This is a genomic window from Thauera sp. WB-2 (genome assembly GCF_027594845.1).
Classification (GTDB): domain Bacteria; phylum Pseudomonadota; class Gammaproteobacteria; order Burkholderiales; family Rhodocyclaceae; genus Thauera; species Thauera mechernichensis.
The window spans coordinates 3,105,589-3,124,433 of the sequence record NZ_CP088935.1; the positions used below are offsets into that span (position 1 = coordinate 3,105,589).

Consider the following 18,845-nt stretch of genomic DNA (forward strand, 5'->3'; position numbering starts at 1 on the left):
CATTCGCCTATAATAAAACCCGATACACATATACTGCAGCACCCAACCTGAGGAAAGGCCCACGATGGCGATCACCGACTGGCCAGCCGACGAGCGCCCACGCGAAAAACTCATCGCCCGCGGCGCAGCGGCACTGTCCGACGCCGAGCTGCTCGCCATCTTCCTGCGCGTCGGCATTCCAGGCCAAAGCGCTGTCGATCTCGCACGCGGACTGCTGAACCACTTCGGCAGCCTCACCCGGCTATGCTCGGCAAGCGCAACGGAATTCTCGGCCCTGCCCGGCATGGGGCTGGCGAAGTATGCCCAACTGCAGGCAGTGATGGAACTCTCGAGCCGGGCCCTTGCCGAGACCATGAGCGAGCGCGCCCTGTTCGACTCGCCACAGGCCGTACGCGACTGGCTGCGACTGAGACTGGGGCATCTGCCGCACGAGACCTTCTGCGTCATGCTGCTCGACGCCCGCCACCGCCTGATCGTCGCGGTCGATCTGTTTCGCGGCACACTCACCCAGACCTCGGTCTATCCCCGCGAGGTCGTCAAGCTGGCCCTCGCCCATAACGCCGCCGCGGTCGTTCTTGCACACAACCACCCATCTGGCGCCGCCGAACCGAGCACGGCAGACGAATTGCTCACCCGCAGCCTGAAAGACGCCCTCGACCTGGTCGACGTCCGCGTACTCGATCATTTCGTCGTACCTGCCCACGGCCAGGCCGTCTCCTTCGCTGAACGCGGCCTGCTGTAGGTATTCGCCCCCGCGCAACGGTAAGCACGCATCGAACCGGCGTTTTTTGTCTCACAGGGCTTGCCATTGGATGGCTGCGTGCATTATCCTCGCACGTTTTCCGCAATCAGAATTCCCTGGAGCATCGTATGGCTCGCGTCTGCCAAGTGACCGGTAAAGCACCGATGGTGGGAAATAACGTTTCCCACGCAAACAACAAGACCAAGCGTCGTTTTCTGCCCAACCTGCAGAGCCGCCGCTTCTGGAGCGAAGGCGAGAACCGCTGGATCCGCCTGCGCGTTTCCAACGCCGGTCTGCGCACGATCGACAAGAAAGGCATCGACGTCGTCGTTGCCGAGCTTCGCGCCCGCGGCGAGAAGCTGTAAGCAACCGAACTGAACGGAGAACGCCATGGCCAAGGGCATCCGCGAGAAGATCAAGCTGGAATCGACCGCCGGTACGGGTCACTTCTACACGACTTCCAAGAACAAGCGCACCACCCCGAACAAGCTCGAGTTCAACAAGTACGACCCGGTCGCGCGCAAGCACGTCCCGTACAAGGAAGTGAAGCTGAAGTAAGACCAAGCCTCGCGGGCAAGCCAGCGAGGCGCTATCCGCCGCCGGACATACCGTCCGCGGCAGGATCGAAAAGTCACGGCAGATCGACTCCAGCTGCAACGAAAACGGCCATTGCATCAGCAATGGCCGTTTTCGTTACTACACTTTCGCTGTCACTCCCCACCTCGATCGAGGATCTCTCCTCGCCATTGGCGGACCTCCGCTCATGAGGAACTCAAGCGCGCTGGATGTTGGACGCCTGCTTGCCCTTCGGACCCTGCGTGACCTCGAAGGAGACCTTCTCGCCTTCCTTCAGGCTCTTGAAGCCACTCATGTTGATGGCGGAAAAATGTGCGAACAGGTCCTCGCTCCCGTCATCGGGTGTAATGAACCCAAAGCCCTTGGAATCGTTGAACCACTTCACGGTACCAGTTGCCATATTGCTTGAATCCCTCAAAGTTGCTTGATTAGACCGCGACGCCGAAGCACCCTCGGTCTGTTGCGACGCCGACAAAGACCTGCACAAGCCCCTGATGCCGCTCGGGAACAAGCTTCAGCCCAGTGCGCAAGCAAACTTTTACGCATTCGAACTGGGAGCGTCAACGGCCTTGCAGGCCCATTCGATTGCGCAACGCAGCAACCTCACCCCCATTCAAAACCGGACAACAGCAGAGATTCAAGGCGCTGCATGCACTTGCACCGGTGTCGCGGCGCACTATCGAGTACTCGCGCGTGACTCCGAAACCACACACTTGGTTCCCCGGGAAGCGCAGGATTCCGCCCTGGATACGGCTGTTGCACTCTGCCCCGACTTCATTAGAATGAGTTTCATGGGTACCCAGAAACGTGACGATTTAGTCCTGGAGGCGCAGCGGACGCGCACCCGTCCGCCGCCGTTATACAAGGTGCTTCTGCTCAACGACGACTACACACCAATGGATTTCGTAGTGCTCGTACTGCAGAAATATTTCGGCATGGATCGCGAACGTGCCACGCGAGTCATGCTCCAAGTCCACAGAGAGGGCATGGGGGTATGTGGCGTCTTCCCAAGAGACGTCGCGACGACCAAGGTTGAGCAGGTCGCCTCGTTTGCTCGTCAGCATCAACATCCGCTGGCATGCGTGATGGAGGAAAACTGAATGATCGCGCAAGAGCTTGAAGTGAGCCTGCACATGGCCTTCGTCGAGGCCAGACAGAAGCGGCACGAGTTCATCACGGTCGAGCACCTGTTGCTCGCACTGCTGGACAATCCCTCGGCCGCGCAGGTGTTGCGTGCATGCGCCGCCAACCTGGACGAACTGCGGCGCGAACTGACCGAGTTCATCAACGAGCACACACCACGTATCGAGGGCAGCGACGAGATCGACACCCAGCCCACCCTGGGCTTCCAGCGTGTGATCCAGCGCGCCATCCTGCACGTCCAGTCCTCCGGCAAGAAGGAAGTGACAGGCGCCAACGTACTGGTGGCAATCTTCGGGGAAAAGGACTCCCACGCCGTCTATTTCCTGCAGAAGCAGAACGTTTCGCGCCTGGATGTCGTCAACTTCATCTCGCATGGCATCGCCAAGGCGCCCCCCCAGGGTGCAGCACCTCAGAGCCGCAGCGAGGGCGAGTCGCCCGAGCAGGACCAGGAGGACAAGCAATCAGGCGGCGCCCTCGACAGCTACACTCAGAACCTCAACCAGCAGGCCCTGGTCGGCAAGATTGACCCGCTGATCGGCCGCGAGAAGGAAGTGGAGCGTGTCATCCAGACGCTGTGCCGCCGACGCAAGAACAACCCGCTGCTGGTCGGCGAGGCTGGCGTGGGCAAGACCGCGATCGCCGAGGGGCTCGCGCGTCGCATTGTGGAGGGGCGCGTGCCGGAGATCCTCGAGAACGCCCAGGTGTTCGCACTCGACATGGGTGCCTTGCTCGCAGGCACCAAGTATCGCGGCGACTTCGAGCAGCGCCTGAAGGCGGTGCTCAAGCAACTCGTCGAGAACCCGAATGCAATCCTGTTCATCGACGAGATCCATACCCTGATCGGCGCCGGCGCAGCTTCGGGCGGCACGCTGGACGCGTCCAACCTGCTCAAGCCCGCACTGTCATCGGGGCAGCTGAAGTGCATAGGAGCGACGACCTACAACGAGTTCCGCCAGATCTTCGAGAAGGATCACGCGCTGTCGCGGCGCTTCCAGAAGATCGACGTGGTCGAGCCCTCGGTCGCGGAGACGGTCGAGATCCTGAAGGGACTCAAGAGCCGCTTCGAGGAGCATCACGGCATCAAGTACTCGAGCTCGGCGCTGTCGAGCGCAGCAGAGTTGTCTGCACGCTACATCAACGACCGCCACCTGCCCGACAAGGCGATCGACGTCATCGACGAAGCAGGTGCTGCGCAACGCATCCTGCCCAAGTCGCGGCAGAAGAAGACCATCGGCAAGAACGAGATCGAGGAGATCGTCGCCAAGATCGCCCGCATTCCGCCCCGAACCGTGTCCAATGACGACAAGACCGCACTCAAGACACTCGAGCGCGACCTCAAGAACGTCGTCTTCGGTCAGAACGCCGCGATCGAGGCGCTCGCCAAGGCGATCAAGATGTCGCGTTCCGGCCTGGGCAACCCTCAGAAGCCCATCGGCTCCTTCCTCTTTTCCGGCCCCACCGGCGTCGGCAAGACCGAGGTTGCCCGTCAGCTCGCCTATACCCTGGGCATCGAGCTGGTGCGCTTCGACATGTCGGAATACATGGAGCGCCACGCAGTCAGCCGCCTGATCGGCGCCCCCCCGGGCTACGTCGGCTTCGACCAGGGCGGCCTGCTCACCGAGCAGATCACCAAGAAGCCGCACTGCGTGCTGCTGCTCGACGAGATCGAGAAAGCCCACCCGGACATCTACAACATCCTGCTGCAGGTCATGGACCATGGCACGCTAACCGACAACAACGGCCGCCAGGCGGATTTCCGCAACGTGATCGTCATCATGACCACCAACGCGGGTGCCGAAGCCATGCAGAAATCGGTGATCGGCTTCTCCGCCAAACGTGAGGCGGGTGACGAGATGAACGAGATCAAGCGCATGTTCACGCCGGAGTTCCGTAACCGGCTCGACGCCATGATCTCGTTCAAGGCGCTCGACAACGGCATCATCCTGCGCGTGGTCGACAAGTTCCTGATGCAGCTCGAGGCACAGTTGCACGAGAAGAAGGTCGAGGCCCACTTCAGCAACGAGCTAAAGGCCTGGCTCGCCGAGAAGGGTTTTGATCCGCTCATGGGTGCGCGTCCGATGGCACGCCTCATCCAGGACACGATCCGCTCCGCCCTGGCCGACGAGTTGCTGTTCGGACGCCTGGTCAATGGCGGCAAGGTCACCATCGATCTCGATGACGACGACAAGGTGAAGCTCGTGTTCGAAGAGACCGAGACGGCAACGGCCTGATCGACACCGCCGCCCCCTCGGCAAGGACTGCGAGGCCGCTCCGGTAACGGGGCGGCCTCGCTTTTTTGTATATGATGCCGCCCGGAATGCAGCCTGCGCTGCCTCGCCCACCTGACACTTCTTCCGGGAGCTAGCATGAACATCCAGACAACCGATCTCTGCGACACCCACGGCGACGCGCTTTCAGTGGTCGCACCGATGTTCTCGTCCTACGGCGGACGAAAGTCGTTCGGCGGCCAGATCGCCACCCTCAAGCTGTTCGAGGACAATTCCTTCGTACGCAAGGCAGTGGACAGCCCCGGCGCCGGCCGCGTCCTCGTTGTAGACGGTGGCGCGTCGATGCGCTGCGCCTTGGTGGGCGACCAGCTCGCCGAGCTTGCCGTGAAGAACGGCTGGGCAGGCATCATCGTGTACGGCTGCATCCGTGACTCGGCCGCGATCGGCCAGATGGATCTCGGCGTATTCGCGCTCGGCACCCACCCGCGCAAGACGGTAAAACGTGACGTCGGCGAGGTCGACGTCCCCGTCACCTTCGGCGGCGTCACCTTCGTACCCGGCCACCATGTCTATGCGGATGAGGACGGGGTCGTCCTGTCGCCAAACGCCCTGCTTTGAGCGCTGAGTGAGCCGCCTCCTGACTGAGGCGGCTCACAGGCACCGTGAATCGGCTTGCAGCGCAACACAGGATGGACATGAACCCATTTCACTGTACCGATCTTCTTTTCACATCACGAAACATACTTCACAACGCACTGTATTTAAAGTATAAACTTTTTTCTTATGTCTTATATAAGACATATTGCTGCTGCGCAGAATGCCGCCTATACTTCCACTCCATCTGCACGGCCCTTTCTCCCTCGAAGACGCCCGCAGTCCGGATAGGAGCCCGGTGCCTGAGCCGGCCCCCGATGGTTGAACCCTTCTGCTCTCTAAAGGAAGCATCATGACTCTGACCCGCGAACAGCAAATCGCCGCCCTCGAAAAAGACTGGGCTGAAAACCCCCGCTGGAAGGGCGTCAAGCGCGGTTACACCGCCGCCGACGTGGTCCGCCTGCGCGGCAGCCTGCAGCCCGAGTACACCCTGGCCCAGCGTGGCGCCAAGGTGCTGTGGGAGAAGGTCAACGGCGGCGCCAAGAAGGGTTACGTGAACGCCTTCGGCGCCATCACCGCCGGTCAGGCCATGCAGCAGGCCAAGGCTGGCCTGGAAGCCGTGTATCTGTCCGGCTGGCAGGTCGCCGCCGACGGCAACACCTCCGAAACCATGTACCCGGACCAGTCGCTGTACGCCTACGACTCGGTGCCGACCATGGTTCGCCGCATCAACAACACCTTCAAGCGCGCTGACGAGATCCAGTGGTCGCGTGGCATCAACCCGGGCGACGAAGGCTTCATCGACTACTTCCTGCCGATCGTGGCCGACGCCGAAGCCGGTTTCGGCGGCGTGCTGAACGCCTTCGAACTGATGAAGAACATGATCGCCGCGGGTGCCGCAGGCGTTCACTTCGAAGACCAGCTGGCTGCTGCCAAGAAGTGCGGCCACATGGGTGGCAAGGTGCTGGTGCCGACCCGTGAAGCCATCGAGAAGCTGATCTCCGCGCGTTTCGCCGCCGACGTGATGGGTGTGCCCACCCTGATCCTGGCCCGTACCGATGCCGAAGCCGCCAACCTGATCACCTCCGACTACGACGCCAACGACAAGCCCTTCCTCACCGGTGAGCGCACCCAGGAAGGCTTCTACCGCGTCAAGAACGGTCTGGAGCAGTCCATCTCCCGTGGCGTGGCCTACGCCCCCTACGCCGACCTGGTGTGGTGCGAAACCGGCGTGCCCGATATCGGCTTCGCCCGCGAGTTCGCCCAGGCCGTGCTGGCCGCCTGCCCGGGCAAGCTGCTGTCGTACAACTGCTCGCCGTCCTTCAACTGGAAGAAGAACCTCAACGACTCGCAGATCGCTTCCTTCCAGGAAGAGCTGTCGGCGCTGGGCTACAAGTACCAGTTCATCACCCTGGCTGGCATCCACGTCAACTGGTACAACACCTTCAAGTTCGCCCACGCTTACGCTCGCGGCGAAGGCATGAAGCACTACGTCGAGATGGTCCAGGAGCCGGAATTCGCTGCTCGCGAAATGGGCTACACCTTCGTGTCCCACCAGCAGGAAGTCGGCACCGGTTACTTCGACGAAGTCACCACCGTGATCCAGGGCGGTTCGTCCTCGGTCAAGGCGCTGACTGGCTCGACCGAAGAAGAGCAGTTCCACTAAAAGGCCGTGCGCGCCCGGCGCCTTCGCGGCGCCGGGCAGGCATGACGAGAAGGCCACCGCACTCGCGGTGGCCTTTGCGCTTCTGCCGCAGGGTGACCGAATCTTCAGCCGCGTCCCGGGCCCATGCCGCTACCGTCACGCGGACCGCCCTGCATGCCCCCTTTCATGCCACGCTCGCCCTTGCGCCCCATCTTCTCGAACTCGGCATCGAAAACGGTCTTCTGCGCATCGCTCAGGCTTGCATAGAACGTCTCGACCGACTTGCGCGCTTCGGCCAGTTCGACCTGGCGCAGCTTGCTCATCTCTTCCATGCGCTGCATGCGCTCGATCGCCGTCTTCGGCGGCTCGGTAGCGCGACGCTCTGCCATCTGGGCTGCCATGCGCTCGGCGCGCACCTTCATGTCGTTCTTGAAGGTGACAAATGCCGGCTTTTGCTCTGCGGTGAGTGCAAGTGCAAGCTCAAGACGAGCCATGTGCAGCTCGGCACGCTCGGTCATCCGCGCCTTCATCTGCTCAGGCGCCATCTGTGACCAGCCGGCCTTGCCGCCGCGGGGACCGTCCCCCATGCACTGCCCGCCTCCCCAGGCCAGGGCGGCGGTCGTTCCAAGCGCACCGGTCGCGATGAGGGCAGCAGCAAGCGAGTTCTTGATCCAGGTCTTCATGATTAATCTCCAATAAGGTTCGGGAAGGGACTTGCCCTTCTGAGGGCGCCCATCCGTTCGGGCGACGGAGCCATTACAGCACCCGCGTGTAAGCGGCGTTTGTCCAGGCACCGGGGTTTTGCAGCCTCATGTCTCAGAGGCCGGAGCAGATACGCTGGGATACAAAACGAAGCGCCCGAGACCTTAAGATGCGCGCATTGGAGAAGCCAAGATGAGCCAGCAAGACCATATCCTGATCGTCGACGACGACCGCGACATCCGCCACCTGCTTGCCGATTACCTCGAGAAACAGGGCTTGCGCTGCACCACTGCCGCCGACGGACGCGAGATGAAGGCCGCGCTCGAACAACACCGCATCGACCTCATCGTGCTCGACGTGATGATGCCCGGCGACGACGGCCTGACGCTGTGCCGCAACCTGCGCGCAGGCGGCGGAGCGCATGCCGGCACCCCCATACTGATGCTGACCGCGCGCGGCGAGGACATGGACCGCATCATCGGCCTGGAGATGGGCGCTGACGACTACCTGCCCAAGCCCTTCGTGCCGCGCGAACTGCTCGCGCGCGTGCGCTCCGTGCTGCGCCGAACCCGTGCGCTGCCGCCCAATCTCGACGCATCGCCTCCCGCCAATGCGCGTGCGCTGCACTTTGCCCACTGGCAACTCGATACGGTCAACCGCCACCTCGTCGACGCTGACGGCACCGTGGTGCCACTGTCCGGCGCAGAGTACCGGATGCTCAGCGTGTTCCTGTCTCACCCGCAGAAAGTGCTGTCACGCGACCAACTGATGGAACTCACTCAGGGGAGAGAGGCCGACATCTTCGATCGCTCGATCGACCTGCTGGTAAGCCGGCTACGCCAACGCCTGGGCGACAACGCCCGCGAATCGAGCATCATCAAGACCGTGCGCAACGAAGGCTACGTGCTCGCGACCGAGGTAAGCATCGCCGCCGGCACGACGAGCGCAAAGGCATGAAGATGCCTTGGCCGCGCAGCCTCTTCGCCCGCCTGATGCTGATCTGGCTGGTGGGCATGACGCTGGTGCTTGCGGTCAGCCTCGCGCTGTTCGTCGGCGAGCGCGAGCGCATCGGGCGCAGCGCCCTGTTCGAGGGCATTGCCCAGGAAATAGCTGCCGCGGCCGACCTGCTCGACCGCATGTCGCCCCCCGAGCGCGAACGCTGGATCGACGAGTTCGGCCGCCGCCGCCTGCGACTGAGCCTGCGGCCCGTCAGCGACGATCGACTGCGGTCACTGGCTACCGACCACCCCTTGCACCTTGCCCTGCGCACGGCCATGCCTGACCGCCCGTTCTCCATCCTCACCGTGTCCAGGGGCGACCGACCGCACCCGATGCTGCTTGTCAGCCTGCAGCTTCGCGACGGCGGCCACGTTCAGGTGCGCCTTCCCAACATCCCCCCCGCGCCGCCGCTCCACACCCCTCAGCCCGGACGCCTGTTCGCAGCGTTGGCTGCGCTCGTCGTCGGCGTCGGCCTGCTGACATGGCTTGCCGTCCGTCTCGCAACCCGTCCGCTGTCGCGCATGGCCGCCGCCGCGCGCGCACTCGGCGAAGACCCCGCACGCGCGCCCATGGACACGCGCGGCCCGACCGAGGTGGCGCAGGCGGCCACGGCCTTCAACCAGATGCAGCAGCGCATCGCCGAACACGTCACCGAGCGCACCCGCATTCTTGCAGCCATCTCACACGACCTGCAGACACCGATCACCCGCCTGAGACTGCGCGCGGAGATGGTCGACGACGAGGCCCTGCGCAGCCGCATCCAGTCAGACCTCGACGCGATGCAGGGCCTGGTGCGCGAAGGCCTGGCCTATGCCCGCAGCCTGGACGAACGCGCACCGGCACAAGCCGTCGAACTCCTGCCGCTGCTCCATGCCCTGGCCGAGGACGCCCGGGACATGGGCTGGACGGTCAATGTCCCCGACTCGCCCTGTGTCCGTGTGGAAGCCAACCCCTCGGCCTTGCGTCGGGCGCTGTGGAACTTGATCGAGAACGGTATCAAGTTCGGCGGCACGGTCGACATCGCACTCACCAGACACCCATCGGGCGCCTCTGCCAGAGTCGCCATCGCCATCCGCGACCATGGCCCGGGCTTGCCAGAAGCGGAGCTGGAAAAGGTGTTCGAAGCCTTCTACCGTACAGAGGCCTCGCGCAACCGCGAAACCGGTGGCACCGGGCTCGGCTTGGCCATCACCCGCAACCTGCTGCAGGGTCAGGGTGGCGAGGTCAGCTTGCACAATCACCCCGATGGCGGGCTGGTCGCCACTGTGGCGCTGCGCGCCCTGTAGCGGGCCGCCAGCGCTTCGAAGGCGCTCCGCTCGGCATCCGTACGGGCCTGGCTCCAGCCCCGCTGCCGCGCCATGACTGCAGCCACGCCGGGCGCGGCACGACGTGCTGCCTCGGCATCCAGGAACAGGCAGCGACTGCGTCGGGCCAGTACGTCCTCCACCCCAAGCGCCAACCCGGCTCGCACGGCATGACGCACCTCTTCGGCAGACGGCACGAAGGGCGATGCGCAGACGCCGTCCTCGGCCCCCAGAGCGGCCTCCCCGTGCATATCTGGCCGCCACAGCCCACCGCTGTCGAGTCTCAGCCTGTCGGTGACGGAGGGTCGATGGGCGAAGCCCGCGACCTCCTCGGCCACGTCTACGGCATGCTCGGCCATGCTGCGGTAAGTCGTCCACTTCCCGCCCAGGACGCTGACCAGCCCGTGCTCCGACACATCGACCCGATGCTCACGCGACAGGCTACCCGTGGCGGCCACGGCACCACCTCCGAGCAGGGGGCGCAGGCCGACGAAAACGCTGCGCACGTCCGCGCGCGTCGGCGCGCGTCGCAGGTAGCGTCCGACCGTCTCGAGCAGGAAGTCGATCTCGCCCGCCATCGGCTCGGGCTCCGCAGGCAGGTCGTCACGCGGGGTGTCGGTGGTGCCGACGAGGACCCTGCCCTGCCAGGGGATGAGGAAGACCACCCGGCCGTCATCGGTATGCGGCACGAGCACCGCGTCCGCTCCGGACAGGAAGTCCGCGTCGATCACGATATGGACGCCCTGGCTCGGACGCAGCTGCTGCGGCGCATCGGGCCTGAGCATGCGCATCACGTTGTCGGACCACACGCCGGTGGCATTGATCACCGCGCGTGCGCCCAGCCGATACGTTCGCCCGCTCTCCCGCTCACGTACGGTGAGGCCGCCTATCCTGCTGCCATCGAGCGCGAACGATTCGAGCGCGCAGTGATTGAGCACCAGCGCGCCATGCAGGATGGCTGTGCGCGCGAGCGCAACGGCGAGCGCCGCGTCGTCGAACTGCGCGTCCCAGTATGCAACGCCACCCAGCGCCCGCTCCGCGCGCAAGGTGGGCATGGCCGTGCGGACATCGGCCGCGGACATGAGCCTGCAGCGCCCAAGGCCGTTGGCGCCGGCGAGCAGGTCGTAGAGACCAAGGCCGAGCCCCATCCACGCCCGCTCGCTCCAGCGCTGCGTCGGCACAACGAAACGCAGCGGGTGCACCAGGTCTGCGGCATTGCACAGCAGGCGCCCGCGCTCGACGAGCGCCTCGCGCACCAGCGCCAGCCTGCCCTGGGCCAGGTAGCGCACGCCGCCATGAATGAGCTTGCTCGACCGCGAACTGGTGCCGGCCGCAAAGTCACGCGCCTCCACAAGCAGGATGGAGTACCCACGCGCGGCCGCGTCCAGTGCACAGCCGAGGCCGCTCGCACCGCCGCCGATGACCACGAAGTCCCAGGTCGACGATGCGTTCAGCCTGGCGAGCAATGACGCGCGTGCGAAGACCTCTCCGTTTTCGCGCGACTGCGTGTACCCCACCCCGCTCAGCTCCCCGCCCAGCCGCGCGCGCATGTAACCGCGCGCGCCCAGCGCGCACGCGCCGCACCGCGGCGGTCCGCCCCCCAACGCGGCTCGAAGCGACGGTCGAGCCGCCACCCAGCCTCGATCTCGTGGGCATCCGCCCACAGCCCGCAGCCGAGCGCCGCCAGACAGGCTGCACCGTAGGCGGTGGTCTCGAGCAGGCGAGGACGCAGCACCGGTACGCCGAGCAGGTCGGCCTGCATCTGCATGAGCAGGTCGTTGGCCGCCGCCCCGCCATCGACGCGCAGTTCGCACAGGGGCGCGGCACCGTCCCGCACCATGGCCTCGACCAGGTCGGCGGTCTGCGCGGCAATGGCCTCGAGCGCAGCCCGTGCGATGTGCGCTGCCCCGCTGCCGCGCGTCAGCCCGAGCAGGGTGCCGCGTGCATTCGCATCCCAATACGGCGCCCCCAGGCCGGTGAAGGCCGGCACCATCACCACCCCGCCGCTGTCGGCCACGCTGGCAGCGAGAGCCTCGACCTCGTCCGAGCGGCGTACGATCCCGAGCCCGTCGCGCAGCCACTGCACGATCGCCCCGCCCATGAACACGCTGCCCTCCAGGGCGTAGCAAACCCCGCTCCCCCCGACCCCCGACCAGCCCACCGTGGTCAGCAGGCGGTTGCGCGAGGCCACTGCATGCGCGCCGGTGTTCATCAACAGGAAGCACCCCGTACCGTAGGTGTTCTTGGCCATGCCCGGTGCAAGGCAGCCCTGACCGATCGTCGCCGCCTGCTGGTCACCGGCAATGCCGGCGATCGGGATCGGGGCTCCGAACACGCGGGCATCTGTTTCGCCGCATACGCCACTGCTCGCCACCACCCTGGGCAACAACGCGGCGGGGATGCGGAAGCGCTCGAGCAGCACGGGGTCCCAGTCCAGGGTGTGGATGTTGAACAGCAGCGTGCGCGCGGCATTGCCGGGGTCGGTCAAATGCAGCCGGCCGCCGGTAAGATGCCAGACCAGCCAGCTGTCGATGGTACCGAAGGCCAGCTCACCCCGCTCCGCACGCGCACGCGCGCCGGGCAGCGTATCGAGCAGCCAGACGAGCTTGGTCGCCGAGAAGTAGGGATCGAGCTCGAGGCCGGTGCGCGCGCGCAGGTCGTCCGCCCAGCCTTGGGCGCGCAGGCGTTCGCACTCGGCGGCCGTGCGCCGGTCCTGCCACACGATTGCCGGCGCCAGTGCGCGGCCACTGGCGCGCTCCCACAGCACGGTCGTCTCGCGCTGGTTGGCGATGCCAATCGCCGCCACCTCGCCGGCCCGGATACCGGCGTTGGCGAGCGCCTCGCGCGCGCAGTCGAACTGGCTGCGCAGGATGTCCTGGGCATCGTGTTCGACGCGGTCGGGCGCCGGAAAATGTTGAACGAACTCGGCCTGCGCCACGCCGCGTACCCGGCCCCCCGCATCGAACACCATCGCCCGCGAGCTCGTCGTCCCCTGGTCCAGGGCAAGGAGATATGCCATGTCGCCTCCGCACGCTAGGTTTGCCGTCACCCCTGGCTGACAGACTAACCCCGCTGCGCCAAGGCGACCACCCCGGGAAAGCCACGATATGGTTCAATGCGCCACCGTATCGCTGCAGCGCAACACCCGCCATGCCCGCCATCTGGATGATCGTCTCCTGCTTCCTGTTCGCCTGCATGGGCGTGTGCGTGAAGCTCAGCTCGGGCAGCTTCTCGACCGGCGAGATCGTGTTCTACCGCGGCGCAGTCAGCATGCTGATGATGGTGGCGCTGGCGGCCCTGCAGGGGCAGCGCCTGACCACGCCGCACTGGCGCATGCACCTCTCGCGCAGCCTGTCGGGTTCGCTCGCACTGTGCTGCTACTTCTTCGCCATCGGCTTGCTGCCGCTGGCCACGGCGGTCACGCTCAACTACACCTCGCCGATCTTCGTCGCCCTGTTGCTGGCTGCTTTTTTCGGCGAACGCCTGCGCTGGCCGGTCCTGGTTGCAGTGCTGGTCGGCTTTGCCGGCGTCGTCATCCTGCTGCGCCCCACCCTGCAACCGGCGCAGTGGCTGGGCGCCGCCGCAGGCCTGGGTTCGGGTGCAGTCGCCAGCCTCGCCTATATCAGCGTACGTGAGCTCGGACGCGTGGGCGAACCGGAGGTGCGAACGGTATTCTGGTTCTCACTCACCACCACGCTGATCGGCCTCGGCTGGGCCCTGGCCAGCGGCGTGCACCGCCCTGACGGCATGCAGTTGCTGACCTTGCTCGGCGTCGGCGTGTTCGGCGGCCTTGCCCAGCTGGCAATGACGCGCTCGTACCGCTTCGGCCGCACCGTGGTGTCGGCCAACCTGAGCTACGCAACGGTCGTGTTTGCGAGCCTGTTCGGCATGCTTTTCTGGGGCGAACTGATGCCGCCCTCCTCGTGGCTGGCGATCGCACTGATCATCTCGAGCGCCATACTCATCTCGTTCGCCACCCGCAAGGCGCGCTGAACACGGCAGCGAGACTCGCAAGGCCCCATCCGCGCGCCGTCACGATTGAGCCCGGGCCTGCTCGGGACTATAGTTGAGCCATCCCCGAGCCATAGCAAGGAGGCAGTGATGATCAACACCGAGCATACCGACAAGATGGTGGCAGTCGCCGTCTTCGGCGAATTCACGCTGGCCGACTACAAGGAATTCGAGGAACTGGTCAATTACAAGATCCAGTTCTCCGGCACGGTCGACCTGCTCTTCGACCTGCGTGAGATGGCAGGCTTCACCCTCGACGTGGCCTGGGAGGAGATCAAGTTCTCGCGCCAGCATGCGCACGATTTCCGCCGTATCGCAGTGCTGACCGAGGACCAGTGGCTGACCTGGAGCGCGTGGGTCTCGCAGCTCTTCGTCGATGCCGAGGTGCGTGTCTTCGACGATGAAGGCGAGGCGCGCGCCTGGCTGGAGGCAGATGCAGCCGCAGAAGCGGCTTCCTGACCGCCGTGCAATGAACGCGTCGTATTCGACCCTGATCGGGGCGCTCGACCTGGCTCAACGCCTGCACGACCCTGACTGGGTGGTGTTCGACTGCCGCTTCGACCTTGCCAACCCGGCATTCGGCCACCAGGCCTACCTCGATGGTCATGTGCCGGGAGCCTTCTTCCTCGACCTCGACGACGACCTGTCGAGCGCGAAGACCGGACGCAACGGCCGCCACCCCCTGCCAGATCCGGCCCGGCTGGCCGCCAGGCTGGCCGCATGCGGCGTCTCGAACCACAGCCAGGTGGTGGCCTACGATGACGCAGGCGGCATGTTCGCCGCCCGCCTGTGGTGGCTGCTGCGCTGGCTGGGCCACCACCGCGTGGCTGTTCTCGACGGCGGCCTTCAATCCTGGCTGAGCCTCGGCCAGCCCCTGGACAGCACCCTGCCCGAAGCGCAACAGCGTACCTATACCCTGTCGCTGCGTTCGGAGCGCGTGGACGCCGACTACGTCCTCGAACACCTTGGCAGCGCAGATATGGTGCTGATCGACGCGCGCAGCCCGGACCGTTTCCGCGGCGAGAACGAGGCGCTCGATCCGGTGGGAGGCCATATCCCGGGCGCGATCAATCGCTTCTTTCGCGACAACCTCGACAGCAAGGGCTGCTTCAAGCAGCCGTCCGTGCTACGCGAAGAGTTCGGCGCGCTGCTCGGCGCCCACGGACCGCGACAGGTGGTCCACCAATGCGGGTCTGGGGTGACCGCGTGCGTCAATGCTCTCGCAATGGAGGCGGCAGGCCTGCCCGGCTCGCGCCTGTATGCCGGATCCTGGAGCGAGTGGTGTGCGGACCCCAGCCGACCGGTAGCGCGCGGCAGCGCTTGATGCCGAAGCCATGCCTGCGCAGGCGGGCGGACATCGCATGCTTCACCAGTCGACCTTCTCCACCGCGCCGAGCGAGCGCCCGAGAAAACGCTCGCCAATGGTCTGGAAGCGCAGCGGCACGTCGCTGACGACAAACCGATACCCCGCGCGCGCGCCGGCACTGCGCATCAGGCCTGCCTGCTGCAGGCGCTCGGCCGCGAGTTCGGCGGTGGTCACCGCCGAATCGATGAGGCGCACCGACGGGCCCGCGACATCTCGCAACAGCGGCTTGAGCAAGGGGTAGTGGGTGCAGCCAAGGACCAGGCTGTCGACCTCTTCCGCCAGCACAGGCCGCAGGTACTCGTGCGCCGTCAGCCGCGTCACCTCGTGGTCCAGCCAGCCCTCCTCGACCAGCGGCACGAACAACGGGCAGGCCTGCGAATACACGCGCACCGAACTGTCGAGCTCGTGCATGCGCCGAGCATAGGCATTGCTGTTGATCGTCGTCGGCGTGCCGATGACGCCGATGCGGCGCCCCGTCGAGCTCGCCACCGCCGCACGCGCGCCGGCCTCGATTACATCCAGCACCGGGACACTGCCCGCGAGGCGATGCACCACCTCGGCCGCCACCGCCGCCATCGTGTTGCAGGCGATGATCAGCATCTTGACCTCGCGCTGGAGCAGGAACTCGGTGATCTGTGCCGTGAAGTGCTCGATGGTGGCAACCGACTTCACGCCGTAGGGCACGCGCGCCGTATCGCCGAAGTACACGATGCTCTCCAGCGGCAGGCGCTCCATCAGGGCGCGCACCACGGTCAAGCCACCGACCCCGGAGTCGAACACGCCGATCGGACGCGCAGCCTCAGGCTTGCTCAAAAGCGTGCTCCAGCTGCGGCCACGGCGCGGTACGCGCAGCTCACGACAACACAACCGACGCGAACTTGCGCTTGCCGACCTGCAGCACCACCGTTTCTCCCGCACGCAAGACCAGCGCCTTGTCCTCGGCACGCTCACCGTTGATGCGCACCCCGCCCTGGCCGATCATGCGCATCGCTTCGGACGTGGTGGCGGTCAGCCCCGCCTGCTTGAGCACCTGGAACAGCGGCATGCCGTCAGCGCCGACGCTGACATTGACCTGCGGGATGTCGTCGGGGATCGCGTTGCGCTGGAAGCGCGCCTCGAAGTCGGCCAGCGCCTCGTCAGCCGCGCGCTGGCCATGGAAACGAGCGACGAACTCCATCGCCAGCATCACCTTGACGTCACGCGGATTGCGCCCGCCGTCCACGTCGGCGCGCAGTTGCGCGATCTCGGCACTGGAGCGGAAGGACAGCAGATCGTAATACCGCCACATCAGCGTGTCGGAAACCGACATGGTCTTGCCGAAAATCTCCTTCGCCGGTTCGGCAATGCCAATGTAGTTGCCGAGCGACTTCGACATCTTGTTGACGCCGTCCAGGCCCTCGAGCAGCGGCACCATCACCACGCACTGCGGCTCCTGGCCGTAGTGCTTCTGCAGTTCGCGCCCCATCAGCAGGTTGAAGCGCTGGTCGGTTCCGCCCAACTCCACGTCTGCCTTCATCGCCACCGAGTCGTAGCCCTGGCACAGCGGATAGAGGAACTCATGGATCGCGATCGGCTGGTTGTTGCCATAGCGGCGCGCGAAGTCGTCGCGCTCGAGCATGCGCGCCACGGTCTGCTGCGAGGCCAGGCGGATCATGCCTGCAGCGCCGAGATCGTTCATCCACGCCGAATTGAAGCAGATCTCGGTGCGCTCGGGATCGAGGATCTTGAACACCTGGTCCTGATAGGTCCTGGCGTTCTCCATGATCTGCTCACGGGACAGCGGCGGACGCGTGGTGTTCTTGCCGCTGGGGTCGCCGATCATGCCGGTGAAGTCGCCGATCAGGAACTGGACCTGGTGGCCGAGCTCCTGGAAATGGCGCAGCTTGTTGATCAGGACCGTGTGACCAAGATGCAGGTCGGGGGCAGTCGGGTCGAAGCCAGCCTTGACCCTCAGCGGGCGGCCGCTCTTGAGCTTCTCGACCAGCTCGGCCTCGATCAGCAGTGCATCGGTACCGCGCTTGATCAGCTCGATCGCCGCCTGGACATCAGTCATTCAATTTCTCCAAAAATACCTTCCCGAACAAGGGTATTAGTTTGCTAAACTTCGGCAAATTTTTTTCGCCCATTCCAGCGGACAGCGCTCATGAAGGCCAGAAAGACCCGAATTCTAGCCGATCTACCGGCCCAGCTCCTTCTTCGCCCCCGCAGCTGGCTCCTCGCCGGCATCACCGGGGCATCGCTGCTCGGCGTTGTGGCTGCGACCGCAGTTGCACCGGGCAGCGACACGGCCGACATCCAGTTCGCGCGCGTAGTCGAAAGCCTGCCCGCGCCGGTTGCGGTGATCGAAGCGGAGAACGACCTCCCCTTCGTGTACAGCGAGCGCATCCAGGCCGGAGACACCCTGCAGTCCATTTTCAGCCGCCTGCATATCGACGACGCCGAGGCACTCGCACACCTGTCGGCCTCGGCAGAGGGCAAGCAGGCCGTGCGCCAGTTGCGCGCCGGGCGCTCGGTCACCGCCATCGTCTCCCCCGATGGCCGCATCGCATCATTCAGCGTGCCGATGGGCAACAGCGGCACGCAGCTGGTGCTCGAGCGCAACGATCAGGGGCTTGCCTTGCGTGAGTCCAGCGGGGAAACCCAGGTCACGATGACGGAGATGCGTTCAGGCACGATCACGCACTCCCTGTTCGGCGCCACCGACGCGGTCGGCCTACCCGACAACGTCGCCACCCAACTGGCGACGATCTTCGGCACCTGGATCGACTTCCATACCGACCTGCGCAAGGGCGATCGCTTCAACGTCATTTACGAAGCGATCTACGAAGAAGGCAACCCTGTTCGCGCTGGCCGCATCGTCGCCGCCGAATTCATCAACAAGGGCGAGCGCCACGCCGTCGTCCTCCACCGCGGCCCGAGCGGCAAGGAGCAGTACTACAGCGACGACGGCCGCAGCCTCCAGCAGGGCTTCCTGCGCTCACCGCTGGAATTCTCGCGCGTGAGCTCGAGCTTCGGCCGCCGCCTGCATCCGATCCACCGCAGCTGGCGAAACCACAACGGCACCGACTTTGCCGCACCGACCGGCACTCCGATCAAAGCCACCTCGGACGGCACCGTCGAGTTCGTCGGCAGCCAGCGCGGCTTTGGCAACCTCATCGTGCTCAAGCACCGCAATGGCATCACCACCCACTACGCCCATCTCAATGGTTTCGCCAAGGGCCTGAGCAAAGGCCAGCCAATCAGCCAGGGCGACCTGATTGGCTATGTCGGCTGCACTGGGTGGTGCACCGGCCCCCACCTTCACTACGAGGTGCACATCAACAAGGTGCCGCAAGATCCGATGACCGTGGCGCTGCCGATGGCAGACACGCTGAATGCGCGCGAACTCGCCGCCTTCAAGCGCGACACCGCGCCGCTGCGCAATCGCTTCGCCCTGCTCAACTACGAGCTTGCCAGCGCTGAATGAATGCTGATCGCAGCCCGCGCGCGGGCTGCAAAATAAAACGGGGCGCCGCGGCGCCCCGTTTTATTTTGC

19 protein-coding genes are annotated in these 18,845 nt (G+C 65.1%); 13 read left to right on the forward strand and 6 right to left on the reverse strand.

Annotated features, from left to right (window positions below; genetic code table 11):
* Window positions 1–64 precede the first annotated feature (64 nt).
* The 3 genes from radC (at window position 65) to rpmG (ending at window position 1,300) form a co-directional block, all read left to right on the forward strand.
* Window positions 65–742, forward strand: a complete 678-nt coding sequence (gene radC / locus LQF09_RS14210; protein ID WP_002924476.1) for a RadC family protein — start codon at window positions 65–67, stop codon at window positions 740–742.
* 128 nt (window positions 743–870) lie between these two features.
* Entirely contained in the window at window positions 871–1,107 is a 237-nt protein-coding gene (gene rpmB / locus LQF09_RS14215; RefSeq protein WP_002924478.1) for a 50S ribosomal protein L28, read from the forward strand.
* Between the two features lie 25 nt (window positions 1,108–1,132).
* Window positions 1,133–1,300 (forward strand): 50S ribosomal protein L33, encoded by a 168-nt coding sequence (gene rpmG, locus LQF09_RS14220; RefSeq protein ID WP_002924480.1) that lies wholly within the window; start codon window positions 1,133–1,135, stop codon window positions 1,298–1,300.
* Between the two features lie 214 nt (window positions 1,301–1,514).
* Here rpmG and LQF09_RS14225 read toward each other — a convergent pair whose 3' ends face one another.
* Window positions 1,515–1,718 carry a cold-shock protein gene (locus tag LQF09_RS14225; protein WP_002924494.1) on the reverse strand — a complete coding sequence of 68 codons (204 nt, stop codon included), beginning with the start codon at window positions 1,716–1,718 and terminating at the stop codon, window positions 1,515–1,517.
* Window positions 1,719–2,109: 391 nt separating this feature from the next.
* Between LQF09_RS14225 and clpS the strand changes: the two genes are divergently transcribed.
* From clpS to aceA, 4 genes are all read left to right on the forward strand, one after another.
* Window positions 2,110–2,418 carry an ATP-dependent Clp protease adapter ClpS gene (gene clpS, locus LQF09_RS19645; RefSeq protein ID WP_002924497.1) on the forward strand — a complete coding sequence of 103 codons (309 nt, stop codon included), beginning with the start codon at window positions 2,110–2,112 and terminating at the stop codon, window positions 2,416–2,418.
* Entirely contained in the window at window positions 2,419–4,692 is a 2,274-nt protein-coding gene (clpA, locus tag LQF09_RS14235; RefSeq protein WP_002924499.1) for an ATP-dependent Clp protease ATP-binding subunit ClpA, read from the forward strand. It abuts the gene before it with no gap.
* Window positions 4,693–4,827: 135 nt separating this feature from the next.
* Window positions 4,828–5,307 carry a ribonuclease E activity regulator RraA gene (gene rraA, locus LQF09_RS14240; RefSeq protein WP_270068279.1) on the forward strand — a complete coding sequence of 160 codons (480 nt, stop codon included), beginning with the start codon at window positions 4,828–4,830 and terminating at the stop codon, window positions 5,305–5,307.
* A gap of 328 nt (window positions 5,308–5,635) precedes the next feature.
* A complete protein-coding gene (aceA, locus tag LQF09_RS14245; RefSeq protein ID WP_002924505.1) occupies window positions 5,636–6,949 on the forward strand; it encodes an isocitrate lyase in 1,314 nt (437 codons plus the stop codon).
* Between the two features lie 104 nt (window positions 6,950–7,053).
* On the opposite strand, the gene LQF09_RS14250 is transcribed toward aceA, so the two are convergent.
* Window positions 7,054–7,611, reverse strand: a complete 558-nt coding sequence (locus tag LQF09_RS14250; protein ID WP_270068280.1) for a Spy/CpxP family protein refolding chaperone — start codon at window positions 7,609–7,611, stop codon at window positions 7,054–7,056.
* 211 nt (window positions 7,612–7,822) lie between these two features.
* Between LQF09_RS14250 and LQF09_RS14255 the strand changes: the two genes are divergently transcribed.
* Together LQF09_RS14255 and LQF09_RS14260 are read left to right on the forward strand one after the other, a co-directional pair.
* A complete protein-coding gene (locus LQF09_RS14255; RefSeq protein ID WP_002938237.1) occupies window positions 7,823–8,587 on the forward strand; it encodes a response regulator in 765 nt (254 codons plus the stop codon).
* Entirely contained in the window at window positions 8,584–9,915 is a 1,332-nt protein-coding gene (locus LQF09_RS14260) for an ATP-binding protein (protein WP_270068281.1), read from the forward strand. The genes LQF09_RS14255 and LQF09_RS14260 overlap by 4 nt, the downstream gene beginning before the upstream one ends.
* Here LQF09_RS14260 and LQF09_RS14265 read toward each other — a convergent pair.
* Both LQF09_RS14265 and glpK read right to left on the reverse strand, forming a co-directional pair.
* Window positions 9,867–11,483, reverse strand: a complete 1,617-nt coding sequence (locus LQF09_RS14265; protein WP_270068282.1) for a glycerol-3-phosphate dehydrogenase/oxidase — start codon at window positions 11,481–11,483, stop codon at window positions 9,867–9,869. The two genes, LQF09_RS14260 and LQF09_RS14265, sit on opposite strands and share 49 nt — an antisense overlap.
* On the reverse strand, window positions 11,456–12,952 hold the full coding sequence (gene glpK, locus LQF09_RS14270) for a glycerol kinase GlpK (RefSeq protein WP_270068283.1): 1,497 nt from the start codon (window positions 12,950–12,952) through the stop codon (window positions 11,456–11,458). Before glpK ends, LQF09_RS14265 begins: the two co-directional genes overlap by 28 nt.
* 131 nt (window positions 12,953–13,083) lie before the next feature.
* Here glpK and LQF09_RS14275 point away from each other — a divergent pair, with 131 nt between their 5' ends.
* The 3 genes from LQF09_RS14275 (at window position 13,084) to LQF09_RS14285 (ending at window position 15,268) form a co-directional block, all read left to right on the forward strand.
* The gene (locus LQF09_RS14275; RefSeq protein WP_002924516.1) at window positions 13,084–13,926 is read left to right on the forward strand and encodes a DMT family transporter; all 843 of its coding nucleotides are present in this window, start codon (window positions 13,084–13,086) and stop codon (window positions 13,924–13,926) included.
* Between the two features lie 108 nt (window positions 13,927–14,034).
* Window positions 14,035–14,403, forward strand: a complete 369-nt coding sequence (locus LQF09_RS14280) for an STAS/SEC14 domain-containing protein (RefSeq protein ID WP_002924517.1) — start codon at window positions 14,035–14,037, stop codon at window positions 14,401–14,403.
* Window positions 14,404–14,413: 10 nt separating this feature from the next.
* Complete coding sequence (locus LQF09_RS14285; RefSeq protein ID WP_198291866.1) at window positions 14,414–15,268, forward strand: sulfurtransferase; 855 nt, start codon at window positions 14,414–14,416, stop codon at window positions 15,266–15,268.
* A 42-nt stretch (window positions 15,269–15,310) separates the two neighbouring features.
* Here the strand turns inward: LQF09_RS14285 and murI are convergent, their stop codons facing one another.
* Window positions 15,311–16,123, reverse strand: coding sequence for a glutamate racemase (gene murI / locus LQF09_RS14290; protein WP_270068284.1), 813 nt, complete (start codon window positions 16,121–16,123; stop codon window positions 15,311–15,313).
* A 40-nt stretch (window positions 16,124–16,163) separates the two neighbouring features.
* Window positions 16,164–17,363, reverse strand: coding sequence for a tyrosine--tRNA ligase (tyrS, locus tag LQF09_RS14295; RefSeq protein ID WP_002938250.1), 1,200 nt, complete (start codon window positions 17,361–17,363; stop codon window positions 16,164–16,166).
* Window positions 17,364–17,453: 90 nt separating this feature from the next.
* Here tyrS and LQF09_RS14300 point away from each other — a divergent pair, with 90 nt between their 5' ends.
* Window positions 17,454–18,776, forward strand: coding sequence for a M23 family metallopeptidase (locus LQF09_RS14300; protein WP_002938251.1), 1,323 nt, complete (start codon window positions 17,454–17,456; stop codon window positions 18,774–18,776).
* The last annotated feature ends 69 nt before the right edge of the window (window positions 18,777–18,845 follow it).